General features: G+C 29.5%; 15 protein-coding genes. 10 read left to right on the top strand and 5 right to left on the bottom strand.

Going from position 1 to position 19,452, the window contains the following annotated elements; genetic code table 11:
- Positions 1-2: 2 nt before the first annotated feature.
- From fliH to uvrA, 8 genes are all read left to right on the top strand, one after another.
- A complete protein-coding gene (gene fliH, locus EL235_RS06750) occupies positions 3-821 on the top strand; it encodes a flagellar assembly protein FliH (RefSeq protein WP_039627027.1) in 819 nt (272 codons plus the stop codon).
- Positions 818-2,647: a 1-deoxy-D-xylulose-5-phosphate synthase gene (gene dxs, locus EL235_RS06745; RefSeq protein WP_126341096.1), complete on the top strand. Its 1,830-nt coding sequence runs from the start codon at positions 818-820 to the stop codon at positions 2,645-2,647. The genes fliH and dxs overlap by 4 nt, the downstream gene beginning before the upstream one ends.
- Positions 2,648-2,727: 80 nt before the next feature.
- Positions 2,728-3,141, top strand: a complete 414-nt coding sequence (gene perR / locus EL235_RS06740) for a peroxide-responsive transcriptional repressor PerR (RefSeq protein WP_039619189.1) — start codon at positions 2,728-2,730, stop codon at positions 3,139-3,141.
- A 1-nt stretch (position 3,142) separates the two neighbouring features.
- Positions 3,143-4,327, top strand: a complete 1,185-nt coding sequence (locus EL235_RS06735; protein ID WP_126341095.1) for a CYTH domain-containing protein — start codon at positions 3,143-3,145, stop codon at positions 4,325-4,327.
- Between the two features lie 7 nt (positions 4,328-4,334).
- Complete coding sequence (gene ubiE, locus EL235_RS06730) at positions 4,335-5,036, top strand: bifunctional demethylmenaquinone methyltransferase/2-methoxy-6-polyprenyl-1,4-benzoquinol methylase UbiE (protein ID WP_039627021.1); 702 nt, start codon at positions 4,335-4,337, stop codon at positions 5,034-5,036.
- Positions 5,033-6,196, top strand: a complete 1,164-nt coding sequence (gene xseA / locus EL235_RS06725; RefSeq protein WP_126341094.1) for an exodeoxyribonuclease VII large subunit — start codon at positions 5,033-5,035, stop codon at positions 6,194-6,196. Before ubiE ends, xseA begins: the two co-directional genes overlap by 4 nt.
- A 12-nt stretch (positions 6,197-6,208) precedes the next feature.
- A complete protein-coding gene (serC, locus tag EL235_RS06720; RefSeq protein ID WP_114640634.1) occupies positions 6,209-7,285 on the top strand; it encodes a phosphoserine transaminase in 1,077 nt (358 codons plus the stop codon).
- Between the two features lie 21 nt (positions 7,286-7,306).
- Entirely contained in the window at positions 7,307-10,132 is a 2,826-nt protein-coding gene (gene uvrA / locus EL235_RS06715) for an excinuclease ABC subunit UvrA (RefSeq protein ID WP_126341093.1), read from the top strand.
- 478 nt (positions 10,133-10,610) lie between these two features.
- Here uvrA and EL235_RS06710 read toward each other — a convergent pair whose 3' ends face one another.
- The 3 genes from EL235_RS06710 to trpB form a co-directional block, all read right to left on the bottom strand.
- Complete coding sequence (locus EL235_RS06710; protein WP_039627012.1) at positions 10,611-12,200, bottom strand: disulfide bond formation protein B; 1,590 nt, start codon at positions 12,198-12,200, stop codon at positions 10,611-10,613.
- A gap of 11 nt (positions 12,201-12,211) precedes the next feature.
- Positions 12,212-12,379: a hypothetical protein gene (locus EL235_RS07895; protein ID WP_158100222.1), complete on the bottom strand. Its 168-nt coding sequence runs from the start codon at positions 12,377-12,379 to the stop codon at positions 12,212-12,214.
- A gap of 91 nt (positions 12,380-12,470) precedes the next feature.
- On the bottom strand, positions 12,471-13,646 hold the full coding sequence (trpB, locus tag EL235_RS06705) for a tryptophan synthase subunit beta (RefSeq protein ID WP_126341092.1): 1,176 nt from the start codon (positions 13,644-13,646) through the stop codon (positions 12,471-12,473).
- Between the two features lie 275 nt (positions 13,647-13,921).
- Here trpB and EL235_RS06700 point away from each other — a divergent pair, with 275 nt between their 5' ends.
- Positions 13,922-14,365, top strand: coding sequence for a YqaA family protein (locus EL235_RS06700; RefSeq protein ID WP_126341091.1), 444 nt, complete (start codon positions 13,922-13,924; stop codon positions 14,363-14,365).
- On the opposite strand, the gene EL235_RS06695 is transcribed toward EL235_RS06700, so the two are convergent.
- Both EL235_RS06695 and EL235_RS06690 read right to left on the bottom strand, forming a co-directional pair.
- Positions 14,321-15,325 carry a nucleoside hydrolase gene (locus tag EL235_RS06695; RefSeq protein ID WP_164717510.1) on the bottom strand — a complete coding sequence of 335 codons (1,005 nt, stop codon included), beginning with the start codon at positions 15,323-15,325 and terminating at the stop codon, positions 14,321-14,323. The genes EL235_RS06700 and EL235_RS06695 overlap by 45 nt on opposite strands.
- Entirely contained in the window at positions 15,325-16,680 is a 1,356-nt protein-coding gene (locus EL235_RS06690; protein WP_114640785.1) for an MFS transporter, read from the bottom strand. Before EL235_RS06690 ends, EL235_RS06695 begins: the two co-directional genes overlap by 1 nt.
- A gap of 129 nt (positions 16,681-16,809) precedes the next feature.
- Here EL235_RS06690 and polA point away from each other — a divergent pair, with 129 nt between their 5' ends.
- Positions 16,810-19,449 carry a DNA polymerase I gene (gene polA, locus EL235_RS06685; RefSeq protein ID WP_126341089.1) on the top strand — a complete coding sequence of 880 codons (2,640 nt, stop codon included), beginning with the start codon at positions 16,810-16,812 and terminating at the stop codon, positions 19,447-19,449.
- Positions 19,450-19,452 lie beyond the last annotated feature (3 nt).

Raw genomic sequence — 19,452 nt, 5'->3', positions numbered from 1 at the left:
TTATGGCTAAATTAACTAATGTAATTTCACCTGAAAATATTTCTGCTCATGTAGTTGAGGGTTATCATTTTAAAGTTATGAGTGAAATGTCTTCTAATGAGGAACAAAAACAAGAAGAAATTCAAACTATAAATCAAGTCTCTCCTGTCCAAAATACTACTCAGCAAGCAGTAGAAAATCAAACAGTAGAAACCACTCCACAAGCCCATCAACCACAAATTCAACCTGATTTCGTGGAAGATTTACTTAAAAAAACTGATGAAATGTCAGGAAATATCATTAAATTACAAATGCAAATAGAAAGCCAAGAAGCTGAATTTAACAATCGTTTAAATACAGAATTAGAACATGCAAAAGAAAAATTTACTAAAGAAGGTTATGAGCAAGCTCAAAAGAATTTTGAAAGTGAATTAGAAGCTTTAAAAGAAAAATACTTAAAAAGTGTAGAAAAGCTTGAAAATACAGTACAAAATTTAAATGAGTTTTTATCTAAAAATGAAAAAGAATTAGCCGATACTGCTGTAATTATCGCAAAAGAAGTGATAGCAAAAGAGCTTGAAGAAAATTCCTCACTTATAGCCTTAAATTTGGCAAAAGAACTTATGAGTGAGCTTAAAAATGCTACTAAAATAGAATTAAAACTTAGCCCTGAAGATTTTGAATATGTAAAATCACATTTAGAACAAGAGCAAAGTAATATCAAATTTAGCCTTGATGATGCGATTAATAAGGGGAGTATTTTAATATTAAGTGATGCAGGCAATATAGAATCAAACCTTAACAATCGTTTGCAAAAAATCAAAAATATGGTTAATGAATGATAGACTTAAATAACTTAAATATTAAAAATATGCAAATTAAAGAGCTAGAAAATTTAGCTAATAATTTGCGTGAAGTTATCATAGATACAGTGAGTAAAAATGGTGGACATTTAAGCTCTAATTTAGGCGTTGTGGAACTTAGTGTAGGAATGCATTATGTTTTTGATGTAAAAAAAGATCCTTTTATTTTTGATGTTTCACACCAATCTTATCCACATAAGCTTTTAAGTGGTAAAATAAATAATTTTCATACTCTAAGACAGTTTAATGGTTTAAGTGGTTATACCAAGCCCGATGAGGGAGATTATTTTGTAGCAGGACATTCAAGCACTTCTATATCTTTAGCAGTTGGAGCTTGTAAAGCTATAAGATTAAAAAAAGAAGACCGTTTGCCTGTTGTATTAATAGGCGATGGAGCGCTAAGTGCAGGTATGGCTTATGAAGCTTTAAATGAGCTTGGCGATAGAGAATACCCTTGTGTGATCATTTTAAATGATAATGAAATGAGTATATCAAGGCCAATTGGGGCTATTTCAAAATACCTTTCTCAAGCAATGGCAACGCAGTTTTATCAAAAATTTAAAAAACGCATAGAAAATCTTTTAGAGTATTTTCCTCAAGGTGCTTCTTATATGGCGAAGCGTTTTGAAGAGGGTTTAAGACTTATTACACCTGGACTTTTGTTTGAAGAACTAGGGCTTGAATATATCGGACCTATTGATGGACATAATTTAAATGAAGTTATTAATGCATTAAATCAAGCTAAAGCTATGAATAAACCTTGCGTTGTGCATGCGCAAACTATCAAAGGCAAAGGTTATGCATTAGCTGAGGGTAAAAATGCTAAATGGCATGGGGTAGGTGCTTTTGATAGAAGTAGTGGGGAGAGTTTAAAAGCAAATGTAAGCAAAAAAAGTGCTACAGAAATTTTTTCAAATACACTTTTAAATTTAGCTCAAAAACATGAAAACATAGTGGGGGTAACTGCTGCTATGCCAAGTGGAACTGGAATAGATAAGCTAATGGAAAAACATCCTGAGCGCTTTTGGGATGTTGCAATTGCAGAACAACATGCAGTTACTTCTATGGCGGCTATGGCTAAAGAAGGTTTTAAACCTTTTATAGCAATTTATAGTACTTTTATGCAAAGGGCATATGATCAAGTAATTCATGATTGTGCTATTATGAATTTAAACGTAGTTATAGCTATGGATAGAGCAGGAATTGTAGGAGAAGATGGAGAGACACATCAGGGTGTTTTTGATGTTAGTTTTTTAAGTGCTATTCCAAACGTTACTCTAGCAGCTCCAAGAGATGAGGCTATGATGGAAAAAATCATGGAATATGCTTATTTTCATCAAGGCGTTTTTGCTTTTCGCTATCCTAGGGGTAATTTTTTATTAGATGATGATTTTAAACCATGCGAAATAAAACTTGCAAAAGCTCAAATTTTATCTAAAACACAAAGTGATAAAGTGTTTTTAGGTTTTGGTCAAGGTGTAGCTAAGGCAAAATTAGTTTTAGATAAACTTGGTTTAGATTATGCGAGCTTAATAGATTTGATTTTTGTAAAACCTTTAGATGAAGAGCTTTTAAAAGAATTAGCAAAAGATACAAAAACTTGGTTTGTTTTTTCAGATAGTGCTAAGATAGGCGGGGTGGGAAGTTTAATTGCAAATTTTTTACAAAAAGAAAAACTTTGTCATATAAAACTAGTAAGTTTTGAATTTGAAGATCAATTCATAACTCACGGTAAAACAAATGAAGTGGAGAAATTTTTAGAGCTTGATGTTGATTCTTTATGTAAAAAAATCAAAAGTTATTAAAGGATAAAAAATATCTTTTAATATAATTATTTTTTTATAATAAAAGCGTTATACTATTAAAAAATATTGGAGAATTTATTATGGAACTTATTCAAATGCTTAAAAATTGTGATTTAAAAGCTACTCCACAAAGACTTTGTATTTTGAAAATTTTAAAACGCCATGAACATCCTAATATTGAATCTTTATATGAAAGTATTAAGGAAGAGTATCCTTCTATTTCATTGGCTACGGTATATAAAAATTTAAACACCTTAAAAGAGCAAGGTTTGGTGGTAGAAATTAACACTCCAAATCAAAAAACTTGTTATGATATTTATGAATATCCGCATATTCATGTAATTTGTAGTAAGTGTAATCATATAGAAGATGTGTGTTATGAAGATAGCGGGCTTAATAAATACCAAGAAGAACTCGAGAAAAAAATCGGTAATATTATTGATTATCTTGGTGTTTTTGCCCATGTAAATGGTTGTAAAGCTTGTAAAAAATAAAATGGTTTGTGAAGTCCAAAGACGCTTTTTACTCAAAAATGATGACTTTATAAAAATTTTAAAAGAAGAAAAAATCACTTATTCTAAGGATAAAATACGCGTTTTTTTTACGCGTATAAGTCTTTTTTGTGATATTAAATATAAAAAAATCAATCAAAGTTATCATCAATTTTCACTTTATAAACTACACGATATTATAGATAAAAAAACTTATAAACTCTCTAAAAAAGAATTTAAATGCCAAAGTAAAAATGCTATAGGAGGTATCATTAAAAAAACTAGAATTAGTTTTGAGATTAATGGCATTTGGTTTTTTCTTTATAAATTTAAAAATAATTTGCAAGATTTAATTATTTTAAAAGTTATTTTTCCCACCTTTGAACAAGCAAAACGTTTTAATTTACCCCATTTTTTACAAAGCTATAAAGAAATCACAGATGATGAAAATTTTTATAGTAAAAATTTAGCATTATATGGGGATTTTTCAAAGACCTTTGATAGTGTAAAATGTATTAAAATTTTAGACAAGCAAGAAGATATTAGTTTATATTTTCCAAGTCAAATTCAAAGTTTTGAAGCGTGTAAAATTTTACTTTTTATGCTTTTAAAAAAACTAAAAAACGATAGATTAAATTTTTTGCAAAAATTAACTATTGAAAGTTTAGGGCAATTTTTTATAAGCCTTAGGCAAATTTGTATCTTCTTTGAGTTTTTTAGTACTCTTTTTGAAAAAAGTATTCAAAATAAACTTCAAAATTATATTTTAAATTTGGAAAAACAAGTATGCAGTGATAAAAATTGCAAATTTGAATTAGAAAAGTATATTTTTATTTTAAGTGATGAAAAAATTAACAATGTTTTTCTTGATATGGATTTTATTTTAAAGAATGATTGTGATTTTTATCAAGGAGAAAAAAATCAAATTTTAAAGTCTCAAGTAGCTTTTAAACTAAGAAAAGAATTAGTTTTTTTAAAGAAAAAAATTGTAAAATCTCAAAGAAATCTTGAAGAAGAAATAGAAAGAATAAAATTTTTATTAAGCTATTTTGCAACTATGTTTGAAGAAAAAAGTATTAAAAAGTTGAAAAATTATTTTGAATATAATCATTTAGAGCAAATTTCTTATAATGAAAATATAATAAAACAAATTGAAAAAAGTATTAAAAAATTGAAAATATATAGTTAGGAAGCGCATGCAAAAACAAGAAAAAATAGTCAAAATGTTTGATGATATAGCACCAACTTATGATAAGGCTAATAGAATTTTAAGTTTTGGAAGTGATGTGAGTTGGAGAAAAAAAGCTTGTTTGGATGTTTTTAAATTTTCTAATAATGAACTTGATATTATCGACGTAGCTTGTGGTACGGGCGATATGATTATAGAATGGCAAAATCAAGCCTTAAGGGCAAATAAAAATATCATTAGCATAAAAGGGGTTGATCCAAGTGCGGGTATGCTTGAAGTGGCTAAGAAAAAAGTCCCTGAAGCAACTTTTGTACAAGCAAAAGCACAAGAGCTTCCACTTGAAAGTGAAAGTGCAGATATCATAAGTATAAGTTATGGTATACGTAATGTAGTAGATAGGAAAGAAGCTATAAAAGAATTTGCAAGAGTATTGAAAAAGGATGGAATTTTACTTGTGCTTGAATTTACTAAAAGAGAACAAGGTGGATTTATAGCTGCTTGTAGAGATTTTTACTTAAAAAATATTTTGCCAAAAGTGGGTGGATTTATCAGTAAAAATTATAGCGCTTATGAGTATTTACCAAATTCTATAGAAGATTTTTTAAGCAAAGAAGAATTTATTAAAGAATTGAATGAGTATTTTGAAATGTTAGAGTATAAAAGCTTTAGTTTTGGTGTTTGCTCTATGTTTATTGCAAGAAAAAAATGAAAGTTTCAGAACTCAATTTAAAAGCTAAAAGTTTATTGGAATTTCATCTTGATGATATAGAGCTTAGTGGGGAGATTTCTAAAATTACCATTCATAGTTCAGGGCATTGGTATTTTGATTTAAAAGATGAAAAATCAAGCATAGCTTGTGTGATGTTTAAGGGTTTTAATCAATTTGTCCAAGCTAAACCTAAAGTTGGTGATATGCTTGATCTTAGAGGTTATGTGAGTTTGTATGAAGCAAGTGGTAGGTATCAATTTATCGCTAAAAGTATGCAAAAAACAAGCCTAGGGGATTTAGAAGCTAAATTTTTAGCCTTAAAAGAAAAGCTTGAAAAAGAAGGTTTGTTTGATACAAATGCTAAAAAAAGTATTGTTAAATTTCCTAAAAAAATAGGCATAATCACTTCTTTTACTTCAGCAGCTTTGCAAGATATGCTAAAGCTAATTTCACAAAAGGAATACAATCTTTGTAAAATAACTATTTTTAATGCTCTCACTCAAGGACAAAGCGCTCCAAATTCTTTGATAAATGCTTTAAAAAAAGCCAATGAATATAATTTAGATGCGATTATTTTAGCAAGAGGTGGCGGGAGTAGAGAAGATTTGTTTTGCTTTAATGATGAAGAGCTTGCAAGATGTATTTTTTCTTTAAAAACACCTGTTGTTTCTGCTATTGGACATGAGATTGATTATGTTATTAGTGATTTTGTAGCAGATTTAAGAGCGCCAACTCCAAGTGCGGCTATTGATATGATTTTTCCAAATAAACTAAGCTTAGAACAAGGACTTGATGAGCTTGCTATGCGTTTTAAAAACCAAATGCTAAATCATCTTAAGTTCTATCAGAATAAAATTGATCATTTACAAAATTTAGCCAAAGCGAAATCTTTAGAAAATGCTTTTTTTCTTAGAAAACAAAAGCTTGATTTTTTACAAAGTCAACTAAAGAGTGTTTTAAATTTAAAATTATTAAACTATGAAAACAAACTTAATAATTTTGAAGAGCTTTTAACTCAACATAAAAATTTCTTTGATAAAAGTAAAAATTTGATAAATTTACAAAAAGATGGCAAAAATATCTCTCTTGAAAAACTAAAAAAAGGAGATATTATAAAACTTTGCTCAATAAATGAGAGTAAAGAAGCCCAAATACTATAAAAAGGAGACAAAATGAGAGTGATGAATTTTAGTGCAGGTCCTTCAAATCTGCCTGATGAGGTTTTAAAAGAAGCACAGGAGCATTTGTTTGATTATCATGGTAAAGGCTTTTCTATTATGGAAGTTTCTCATCGTGGAAAGGTTTTTGAAGAAGTGCATTTTGAAGCTATTAAAATGGCAAAAGAACTTTATGGTGTAAATGATGATTATGAAGTGCTTTTAATGCAAGGTGGAGCTAGTTTGCAATTTGCTATGATACCTATGAATTTATATATGGGTGGAGTTTGTGAATTTGCTAATACGGGAGTTTGGACTAAAAAGGCTATTAAAGAGGCTGAAATTTTAGGAGTAAATACAAAAATAGTAGCAAGTAGCCAAGAAAGTGAGTTTGATCATATCCCGCAATTTGAATTTAGCGATAATGCAGATTATGCTTATATATGCTCTAATAATACCATTTATGGAACCCAGTATAAAAGCTATCCAAAGACTAAAAGTCCTTTGATAATTGATGCTTCTAGTGATTTTTTCTCTAAAAAGATAGATTTTTCTAATGTTGCTATGCTTTTTGGTGGAGTACAAAAAAATGCAGGAATTTCAGGACTTGCTTGTGCATTTGTGCGTAAAGATATGATAGAGCGTAGTAAAAACAAAAATATACCTAGTATGTTAAAATACAGTGTTTATGCTGAAAATAATTCTTTATTCAATACACCTGCAACTTTTGCTATATATATGTTTAATCTTGAAATGAAATGGCTTTTAAATCAAGGTGGTTTAGATAAAATCAATGAGCAAAACATACAAAAGGCTAAAATTTTATACGATATGATTGATGAGAGTAATGGCTTTTATAAAGGTCATGCTAAAAAAGAGGATAGATCGCTAATGAATGTTAGTTTTAACATAAATCATGATAGAAACTTAGAACCAGTTTTTGTAAAAGAAGCTGAAGAAAATGGTATGATAGGTCTTAAAGGGCATAAAATTTTAGGCGGAATTCGCGCTAGTATTTATAATTCTATCAGCATTGAAAAGGTTCAAAAGTTAAGTGAATTTATGAAAGCTTTTGCTAAAAAACATGCTTGATTAGATAAAAAGAGGATTTTTATGAATAATGACAAAATAAGTATCATTGGTGCTAAGGAAAATAATCTTAAAAATATCAACCTAGAAATTCCTAAAAATAAACTCATAGTTTTTACAGGACTTAGTGGAAGCGGTAAATCCACTTTAGCCTTTGGCACGCTTTATGCAGAAGGACAACGTCGCTATATTGAAAGTTTAAGTGCTTATGCAAGGCAGTTTTTAGATAAAGTGGGTAAGCCAAATGTTGATAAAATAGAAGGTTTAACCCCTGCTATTGCTATTGATCAAAAAACAACTTCTAAAAATCCTCGATCAACTGTTGGAACTATTACTGAAATTTATGATTATCTAAGACTTTTATATGCAAGGATTGGTTCACAACATTGTCATCAATGTGGGCAAAAAATCTCATCTATGAGTGCAGCAGATATCGTAGGTGAAATCTTAAAGCTTCCAAAAGGAGCTAAAATCATCATTTATGCACCGTTGATTAAAGAAAAAAAAGGAACTTTTGCAGATCTTTTGGAAAATTTAGTTGCAAAAGGTTATGTTAGAGCGCAAATTGATGGGGTTTTAACGCGTCTTGATGAGGATATTGAGCTTGCTAAAACCAAAAAACATACAATAAAACTTGTAATAGATAGACTTGAGGTGCAAGATGATATGTTAGCAAGACTTGCAAGCGATATAGAAAAAGGCCTTAGTGAGAGCTTTGGTGAAGTGGAAATTGAAGTTTTAAATAATGAAGAATTAAATATAGCAAAACATTTTCATTATAGCGAGCATAATGCTTGTTTTGATTGTAAAATTTCTTTTCCTTTGCTTGAGCCTTTGAGTTTTTCTTTTAATTCTCCAAAAGGTGCTTGTCCAAGTTGTGATGGTCTTGGTATAAGATATACGCTAGATATGAAAAAGCTTATCAATGAAGAATTAAGCTTAGAAGCAGGAGCTATAAAGCTTTTATATGGGTTTAATAAAAGTTATTATTATAAGTTTTTAATGGCTTTTTGTGAGCAAAATGATATCAGGGTAAAAATTCCATATAATGAGCTAAGTGAAGAAGAAAAGCGTCTAGTGCTTTATGGTAATGCTAAGGAAATTAACTTTTTATGGAAAAGACATCGCTTAAATCGCAAATTTGAAGGTGCGGTTAAATATGCCTATGAAATGCTAAAAGATGAAAAAGATTTAAGCGAGTATATGAGCGAAAAAACTTGCAAAGATTGCAATGGTCATCGTTTAAGGGCAGAAAGTTTAGCTGTAAAAGTAGCTGAAAAAAATTTGGGTGAAATTTTAGATATGAGTATAGAAAATACCACTGCATTTTTTTCAAAAGAAGCTAATTTTGCGTATTTAAGTGAGCAAGAAAGATTGATAGCTAAGCCTATTTTTAAAGAAATTAATGAAAGATTATTTTTTCTTTATGATGTAGGACTTGGGTATTTATCCTTAGGACGTGATGCAAGAACCATTAGTGGGGGTGAGGCTCAAAGAATTCGTATAGCATCTCAAATTGGTAGTGGTTTAAGTGGGGTAATGTATGTTTTAGATGAGCCTAGCATTGGTTTGCATGAGCGAGATACGGCAAAACTCATTAAAACTTTAAGAAATCTTCAGCAAAAGGGTAATACTTTAATTGTAGTTGAGCATGATAAAATGACCATAGAAGAGGCAGATTTTATCGTAGATATTGGTCCAAATGCTGGTAAATTTGGCGGTGAGGTTGTATTTAGTGGGACTTATCAAGAATTGTTAAAAAGCAAAAGCCAAACTGCTCTTTATATGAGCGGTAAAAAGCAAATTTCTCATCAAAAAAATAGAGAACAAAAAGATTTTATTAGTTTAAAAGATGTGAGTATTAATAATATTCAAAATTTAAGTGTAGATTTTCCATTGCGCAATCTTGTAGCAATTACAGGTGTTTCAGGAAGTGGCAAAAGCTCACTAATCTTGCAAACTTTACTTCCGTTTGCAAAAGAAGAGCTTAACCGTGCTAAAAAAGTTAAAAAACTAAGTGGTGCTAAGATAGAAGGTTTGGAAAAACTTGATAAGGTGATTTATCTTGATCAAAGCCCTATAGGAAGGACTCCGCGTTCAAATCCTGCTACTTACACAGGTGCTATGGATGAAATTCGTAATCTTTTTGCAGCCACTAAAGAAGCTAAAATGCGAGGTTATAAAGCAGGGCGTTTTTCTTTTAATGTTAAAGGTGGAAGATGTGAAAAGTGCAGTGGTGATGGCGAGATTAAAATAGAAATGCACTTTTTGCCTGATGTGATGGTAACTTGTGATGTTTGCAATGGTAAAAGATATAATGATGCAACTTTAGAGATTAAATATAAAGGTAAAAGCATAGCTGATGTTTTAAATATGAGTATTATTGAAGCAAGTGAGTTTTTTACTTCTGTACCAAAGATAAAGCAAAAGCTTGATACTTTAGTAAAAGTTGGGCTTGATTATCTTACCTTAGGACAAAATGCAACTACTTTAAGTGGCGGGGAGGCTCAGCGTATTAAGCTAGCTAAAGAATTAAGCAGAAGCGATACAGGAAAAACTCTTTATATTTTAGATGAACCTACAACAGGACTTCATTTTGAAGATGTTAATAAGCTTATTTTAGTTTTGCAACATTTAGTTGATCTTGGAAATAGTGTGTTTGTGATAGAGCATAATTTAGATGTGATTAAAAATGCTGATTATGTTATCGATATGGGGCCAGAAGGTGGAGTTAAAGGAGGTAAGGTTATTGCTAAAGGTAGTGTGAAAGATCTTTCTAAAAATTATAAAAAGACTGGATCTTATACAGGGTATTATTTAAATTTAGAACTTAATGATAGTAAAAAATAAATTTGATCGAAAAAGAAAATAATGCAAAATAAATTTTTTGTGTAGAAATTATTGATTTTATATAGATCTATTGATTTGTTTTGAAGTTTTATTTTCATGAGAAAGTTATTAGGAATTATAAAAATAAATTAGCTAATAAGAAAAATTTTAAGAAATTTAAAGTTATAAAAAATATAAAAGCTAAGTTATATAATATATAGATAAAGACATAATAGCTAATTTTGTAAAATTATTAATATTCAATTAAGAAGAATATTAAAAGTATAATTAATGATAAGTTAAGTATATTTTATTGAGAAAGATTATAAATTATATGAATGATTATATTGTAAAGTGATGAAATTTGAGCTTTGTTGTTTTGTAAAAGGAATGCTATTAAAAACTATATTTGATGTTAAAGGTGATAATTTTAAGAGAAATTAATGAAAATCAAGGAGATGTATTAAAAATTCCTGCCTTGTAAAAAAGGCAGGAAAAATTATAAAGGATTTTTATAAGTTTTTATAACATCCTTTTGGTTGTTAGTACGATCTAAAATATAGATGGTATTATTTTTTATAGCCATGGATTTTGGATTATCAAGTCCTTGGATTTCATAAGCATCGATTATTTTTGCATTTTTATAATCAATTACAAGTAAGGTGCTGTAATTTAAACTTAATGCTAACATTTTATCCCCGATAATATCTGCACCTACTATATAATAGTCATTAATATTTCTACCATCTTTGAGTTTTAAATTTTCGTCGACTTCAAGTACTTTTTCTCCACTTAATAAATAGTCTTTAGTGCTTGCATAAGATAAAATAATTTTTTTACTAAATTTGTTTGGAACTGTGATTAAGTATAAAAATTTACCATCATTAGCATAAGAGTGTATATAGTTTTGCTTTGCTCTTATAGTTAGAATATATTTTCTTGAAGGCTCAAACCAATTTTCATTTTTTTTGGTAAAAAATGCAGGCGCTATGTTTTTTGTTGTTTCTTTAAAAGTTTGCCATTCTAGCATTTCATCAATAGAGGCATCTGTTTTTTCTGTTCCTGTGAAAGTTTTATTTGCTGCTCCAATGACAAACTTATTTCCTATAAAAGTAGCATCGACAATGTATCTCATATCATTTCCATTTGTTTTATCAAATAAAACAAAACCATTAGATTGTTTAAAATCTTTAGTGTACGATACAGCCATTTCATTAGTTACGAGAGCAAATTCATCGTTATTTTTATTATAAGCTATAGCATTGATGTGTTTGAATTTTTCTAGTTCTGGTATTTGTATTTCATAAGTATCTAACATCTTTATACTTTTTGAAATTTCAAAAGCTCCACTAGAGATATTTTTTTCAAAATTTAATCTTTTTGGCTCTACTAAATCTTTAATAAAAACATCTTCTGGAGCATTTTTGCCTAAAAGATTAAATTTACTAAGTCTTCCCCAAACTTCTGTAGTCCAAGTTTTACTCATGATATTCATATCAAAAGTTAAACGATCGGGATTTGATTTTCCTGTATAAGGAGGTAAGCCGTTGATTATTAAAGCTTGAAAAGCATTAGAACAAACTACTATGAAAGATATAATAATAACAAATTTCGAATAAGTGCTTAAAGGTTTAACTTTAATTTCTTTATTAGCAAGATCATCCATCATAGAACTATTTTTTCTTATAAATAATAAAGCAAGTCCCATTACTATAACAACACACCAATATACAACAACAGCCCAGGTATAAGTATGAGCTCCTACTAATTTATCTCCTAAACCTATACCAATATCTCTTTGCCACCAACTAGCTGTATGACGAATTCCCATATAGATTCCATATCCTGCAAATAAAAATACACAAACAATATATTTTATTTGAGGACCATATCGCAATATAAGCATTCCAAGAACACCAATTACGATCATACCAATACGTTCAAACCAACAAAGTGTACAAGGAGATTCATTGTGAAAATATCCTAAATACATATTTGCAAATCCTACTGGTATTGCTAGAATAAGCAAAACAGCAGAAGTCATAAAAAAGTAAAAATATTGATCATTTTTGCTTAAATAAGTATTCATAATTACTCTCCTTACCAATTACCACTTGGGATAATAGAGTCAAAGCTAGCTACTAAATACATAAAATAATTTAATAAAGCACCGCAAAGGAAAATTCCAAAAATTAATTTTTCTTTTTCTGGTTTAATAAGTATTAACAAGATAGAAATTGCTAATAAAACTAATATGCTAAATTCCATATTAACTCCTTTTTTATTTATATTTGATAAAATTTTATTAAAAAAATGTTAAAAATTATCTTAATAAAAAGGAGTTATTGGAATTTAAAAATTAACCATAAATTTTACCCTTTTTATATTCATAAATACTTTGCATATCTTTATCGCCTCTTCCTGAAAGATTTACAATTATCACACTTTTTTTCTTTAAAGTCGGACAAAGTTTTTCTAAATAAGCTAATGCATGTGAGCTTTCAATAGCGGGTATAATACCTTCTTCTTTGCACAATAATTTTAAAGCATTAATACACTCATCATCACTAATAGCATGATAACTTGCTCTTTTACTTTCTTGTAAATATGCATGCAAAGGACCTATACCAGGGTAATCAAGCCCAGCAGAAATACTAAAAGTATGAGCAATGTTTCCTTTATCATCTTGTAAAACCTTAGTTTTCATACCATGGATAATACCCTCTTTACCTTTAGTAAGCGTGGCTGCATGATAAGGTGTATCTTTACCTAAACCTGCTGCTTCAACGCCTATGAGTTTAACTTTTTCATCTTTTAAAAATGCATGAAAAATTCCAGCAGCATTGCTACCACCTCCAGCTGCTGCTATGATGTAATCAACTTTTTTATTTAATTTTCTAAGTTGTATTTTGCATTCTTTACCTATAATACTTTGAAAATGTGTAACAATTTGCGGATAAGGATAAGGCCCCACTGCACTTCCTACTACATAAAATACTTCTTTGGTATTTTTAACCCAAAAATTTAAAGCCTCATCTACTGCATCACTTAAAGTTTTACTTCCACTTTCTACCGCATGAACTTTTGCTCCTAAAAGCTCCATTTTATAGACATTTAAGGCTTGTCTTTTTACATCAATAGCTCCCATAAATATCTCACACTCAAGTCCTAAAAGCGCTGCTGCAGTAGCGGTTGCAAGCCCGTGTTGTCCTGCTCCAGTTTCTGCAATAATTTTTTTCTTATTCATTTTCTTTGCCATTAAGGCTTGGGCTATAGCATTGTTGATCTTATGAGCTCCTGTGTGAGTTAAGTCTTCTCTTTTTAAGTAAATTTCATGATTATAAAGCTTGCTTAAATTTTTAGCATAGTATAAAGGCGTAGGTCTTCCCACATAATTAGCTAAGAGTTCTTTTAATTCTGTGTTAAAATCTTTATCTTTTTTGACTTTTAAAAAAGCTTTTTCTACTTCATCTAATGCTATTTTTACTTCATTTGGCACAAATTGCCCACCAAATTTTCCATAATATTTTTTCATAGTATTTCCTTAAAATGATTAATAATATAAAATCAAAAATGATTAACTAAAACTAAAAATGTAAAATAAAAAATGATTGAAAATGTAGTAGTAGGCTTAACGCCAAGAAAAAGAAGCTTTGTTAAATGAGTATTCTAAATTTAGTTTAGAAAATTTTTTCCTTTCCATAGTTTTTCCTTTTAAAAAATTGCCAAATGACTTCACATTCTAAGATAATTATTATTAAAAATTCTTTAAAATGATAGTTTGGAAAATAAATACTAAGAAAATTTGTAATGTTTGATTTTTTATATAATGACATAAGCTATATAGGGCTTTTTATGGTATGTTTTCTCTCTAGCACGCTTTTGCCTATTGCAAGTGAGGCTTTTGTGCTTGCTTTTGTGAAATTAGATTTTAATGCTTGTATGGTTTTATTTGTAGCAAGTTTGGGAAATACTTTAGGTAGTTTGAGTACTTATGCGTTAGCTTATTTTGGAGAGAGTCAAATTTTAGAAAAATATTTTAAAGGCTCTTTATGTAAATTAGAAAAAATCAATGCAAACTTTAAAAAATTTGGTTCTTTGTATGCTTTTTTTACTTTTTTGCCCATAGTGGGAGATCTTTTTGCATTAGGGCTTGGATTTGCTAAGTATTCTTTTTTAAAAGCAAGTATTTTTATAGCCTTGGGTAAATTAAGTCGTTATGCTTTTGTAATTTTCATAGCAAATTCCATTTAAAAGTCTTGATTTTAAAAGATTTAAAAGTCTAGCATTATCAATATCTTTTAAAACTTTTATAGTGTTTTTTAATTCATGATTTTTCATAGGCATTTTTGCATCTTTAAAACACCTTATCGTGCTTCCTCTAGCAAAAGTACTATCACAAATGACATCTACTAAATACTCATCAAAATTTGCTAAATTAGGATCAAGCATATAAGCAATAGTTAATGCATCATGTATCCATGTACCATTTGTGCCTCTTGTTTTGCTTGCATAATCAATCCAAACTCTTAAAGTCTGTACTAAAAAATCACAAAGAGGATTTTGATTTTCTAAAGCATTTAAATCTTCATGTGTGAGCATAGTTTGCATTGTTGCATTATAAGGAACAAGTGTGATTTTAGCTCTTGAGTTTAAAACTATACGAGCAGCTTCAGGATCAAATCCAAAATTTGTATCTTTGATATGATAAGGCATATCAAAACTTCCACCCATGATAAAAATTTCTTTCACATTTTTATCAAAGTCTTTAAAAAGCTTCATAGCTATGGCTATATTTGTTAAAGGTCCTATAGCACAAATTGAAATTTCACCTGGATTTTGCATAATAAGCTCACCCATTTTCATACAAGCATTTGGACTTATATTTTCTAAGATTTTTATAGGTTTTATATGATCCCAAAGATGAGTAAGCTTAAACTCTTCTATGCTTTTATCTAGTCTTTGTCTCCAAAAATAACTATCTTCACATAAAGCTTCATGAGCACCTAAATACAAAGGTATGTCTAGATTAAGCTTATTTAATAAATCTTTAGCAACACTATAAGCGGTTAAAGCTTGTACATTACCACTTAAAGTGCTAATCATTTCAAGTTTGATTTCTTTGGAGGTTAAAATAAGTCCAAGGGCTAAACCATCATCCGTATTAGCCCCTGCTATTCCATTGCCTATATCAGTATCCAAAATAAGGCGTATCATATCGCATCTTCTATTAAATTTAAATCCCTGCCTCTAGTTTCTGGTGCAAAGAAAGTTGTGATAAAACCAATTCCTGCAGTGATAACAAAATATAAAGCTATTGGCCACCAAGCGCCATAATAAGCAAGCAAAGCTGAAGCTATCATAGGAGCAGTTCCCCCTGAAAGTATAGATCCAAATTCTTTTGCTAGCGCCATTTTAGTATAGCGATTTTTTGCTCCAAAAAGTTCTACACCCCACGCAGCTTGCACGCCAAAAATTCCCAAAGATGCTAAAGACATACCTATGATGATAGTTAAAATCACGATAATTTCATTTTTACTATCAAGTAACATAAAAGCAGGGAAGGCATAAAGCATTAAAAGTAAGCAAAAGGTTCTATAAGTAATACGTCTTCCAAATTTATCACTCAAATATCCTGCTAAAGGTATAACTAAAAATCCCACCAAAGAAGCGATAACAACAGCAGTTGTGGCTACTGATTTATCAAGAAGTAAAATTTTAGTTACATAGCCTACTATAAAACCTTGTGCAAGATAAGATGGTCCATTTTCTCCTATTCTTATACCCACCATAGTCCAAAATGCACGACTTTTTTGCCAAAAAGTTCTTTCATCTTTTTTCATATGTGCTTCATTTTCATGACGAATTTTTAGCATTAATTCTTTTTGTTTTTCAAAAACAGGAGTTTCTTTTACATTTAAACGCATATAAACAGCAAAAAGTGCTATAAAAATACTTCCTATAAAAGGAATTCTCCATCCCCATTCTTTAAAACTAGCATCATCCATACTTGTAACTAAAAGCCATACAAAAGCTGCAAGCAAGGTTCCACTATTTGATCCAAGAGCGATGATAGAAGAGATTAAACCTCTATGTTTGCTAGGAGCGTATTCTCCAAGCATGACAGTTCCACCAGAAAGCTCAGCACCTGCTCCAAAGCCTTGCATAAAACGTAAGATAACCAAACATATAGGAGCCCAAATTCCAATTACTGCATAACTTGGTATAAAACCAATTAAAGTAGTTGAAATACCCATTAATGCAATAGTACTCATCAATACATTTTTTCTTCCGTATTTATCTCCTAAATATCCAAAAAATAAAGCTCCAATAGGTCTAGCGATAAAACCTATACCATAAGTAACAAAGCTAAGTAATAACGCTATAACAGGAGTTTGCTCAGGAAAGAAAACTTCTGAAAAAACAGTAGCTGCAGCTAAGCCATAAAGTGCAAAATCTGCATATTCCATAGCAGTTCCTAGCCAGCAAGAAAACACAGCTTTTTTAAAAGCTTTTTTTCCTTCAGGTGTTTGAAAATTTTCATCCGCGATTGATTTTGTTTGCAAGATTAAACCTTTGTTTTGATTTTTCAAAACGATAATTTTATCTAAAATGTCTAAAATATAAATTTAAACTTTTTACCGATTTTTAAATAATTTTGGGCGATAATTATTATTATTTTTTAATATAGGAAAAAAATGAAAACTTTAACCATAATTGATACTTTTGGCTTTTTCTTTAGACTTTTTTATGCTTTAAAGGGTTTGAAAAATTCAAAAGGCGAGCCTAGTAATATGATTAGTGGTTTTGCTAATTTTATTTATAGTTTGAAAAATGAACATCCTAGTGATATGATTATTTTTGCTCTTGATAGTAAAGGAAAAACTTTTAGAAGCGAAATCGATCCAAATTATAAAATCAACCGCACTCCACCTCCACCTGATTTATTAGCTCAAATTCCAATTTGCATTCAAATGATAGAAAAAATGGGTTTTTCAAGTTTTTCTTGTGAAGGATATGAAGCTGATGATATCATCGCATCTTTAGTTAAAGAGTGTGAAAATAAGGATATTTTTATAAGAATTATCACTCAAGATAAAGATTTATATCAACTTATAAAAGATGATAAAGTTAGTATTTATAGTCCTATTTCAAAAAATGATTACAATGAAGCAGGATGTTTGGAAAAATATGGGGTAAAACCTAGCCAAATAAGAGATTTTTTAGCTCTGTGTGGAGATAGTTCAGATAATATCCCAGGAGTAAAAGGAATTGGTGCTAAGGGTGCCAAAAATTTACTTGATGAATTTGAAAGCATTGAGGGAATTTATGAAAACTTAACACTAGTGCGTAACGAAAGAAGTCGCAATTTATTACTTGAAGACAAAGAAAATGCCTTTTTGAGTAAAAAGCTTGCTTCTTTGTATGAGAATTTAGATGTAAAAGATATGCTTTTAAATTGTGAGTATCCAAAAGATGAACCTTTGCTTAAGATTATGGATATTTTAGAGCATTATGAATTAAATGCTTTGTTAAAAAAACTACGCACTAATCCTACCAATAAAGATAAAAATTTAGGATTTAATGCAAGATTAATTTTAGACGAGAAAGAATTATTTGAAATTTTAGAAAAAATTGATGATCAAAGCATTGTTGCTTTTGACACTGAAACTACGGGCTTAGATGCTAAAGAAGCAAAAATAGTAGGGTTTAGTTTTTGTTTTCATGAAAGTGAAGCCTTTTATGTGCCACTTGCGCATGATTATTTAGGGGTTTGCGAGCAAATTTCTATGCAAGTGGCTAAAAAGGGTATAGAAAAAATCTATCAAAGCACGGTTATAGGACATAATCTTAAATATGATTTTGAGATTATAAAAAATAATTTTAATTTAATTCCTCCAAAAAACTATGCTGATACTATGATACTTGCATGGCTTAAAGAACCAAGTTTGCGTGTAAATATGGATGATTTAGCAAAAAGATTATTTGATTATGAGACTTTACATTTTGAAGACTTAGTAAAAAAAGGAGAAAGCTTTGCAGGGGTGGATGTAGAAAAAGCTTGTAAATATGCTGCTGAAGATGCTTATATCACTTTAAGATTTTACTTGTATTTTTTAAAAAATTTAGAAAAACCTTTGCTTGAGCTTGCACAAAAAAGTGAGTTTGAATTTATCAAAGTGCTTATTATGATGGAAAATAATGGCATTAAACTTGACATTCAAAAGCTTGAAAGCTTAATGCAAAGCTTTAATCAAGATATCAAAATACTAAGTGAAAAAATATATGATTTAGCGGGTGAAAAATTTAATATCAACTCTCCTAAACAAGTAGGGGATATTTTATTTGAAAAACTAAAACTACCAAGTGGTAAAAAAAGTAAAACAGGTTATTCTACCGATGAAAAGGTTTTAAATGCTATTTTAGATGAACATCTGATTGTGAAAGAAATTTTAGCTTATAGAGAGCTTGCAAAATTAGTTTCTACTTATTGTGAACCTTTGTTAAAATTAGCTAAAAAAGATGAAAACTCAAGAATTTATTCTAGCTTTTTACAAACTGGTACAGCCACTGGACGCCTTTCATCAAAAGATCCAAATTTGCAAAATATCCCTGCGCATGGTCAATATGCTAAAGATTATAAATCCTGTTTTGTAGCAAAAGAAGGATTTAGTTTTATCTCACTTGATTATTCACAAATTGAGCTTAGAATGCTAGCGCATTTTAGTGAAGATGAGAAATTACTAGAAGCGTTTTCAAACAATGAGGATATTCATGCAAAAACTGCTATTATGATTTTTAATCGTAGTGATTATGAGACAAGGAGTATTGCTAAAAGTATAAATTTTGGTCTTATTTATGGCATGGGTTATAAGACTTTGAGTCAAAATTTAAAAATAGAAGCAAAATTAGCCAAAGAATATATTGAAAAATATTTTGAGAATTTTACTAGCATTAAAACTTATTTTGAAAAGGTAAAAAATGAAGCTAAGCAAAATGGTTTTATAAAGACTTTACTAGGCCGTAAGCGTTATTTTGACTTTGAAAATGCAAAGCCTATGCAAGTTGCAATGTATGAAAGAGAGAGTATTAACTCTACACTTCAAGGCTCTGCTGCCGATATAATAAAACTTGCAATGATAGAAATTGCAAAAGATTTAGATGAAAATAAACGCTTGATTTTACAAATTCATGATGAGCTTATTTTTGAAGTAAAAGATGAACTTTGTCAGGATTTTGCAAAAAACGCTAGTGATATTATGGAAAATATTGTAAAATTAAAAGTTAAATTAAAAACTTCATCAAGTATTGCCAAAAATTGGGGCGCATTAAAATAAGGA

Origin of the sequence: Campylobacter lari (genome assembly GCF_900638335.1) — a bacterium.
Classification (GTDB): Bacteria; Campylobacterota; Campylobacteria; order Campylobacterales; family Campylobacteraceae; genus Campylobacter_D; species Campylobacter_D lari_E.
The sequence above is the reverse complement of the archived record's forward strand: the minus strand, read 5'-3'. Positions and strand labels throughout refer to the sequence as shown.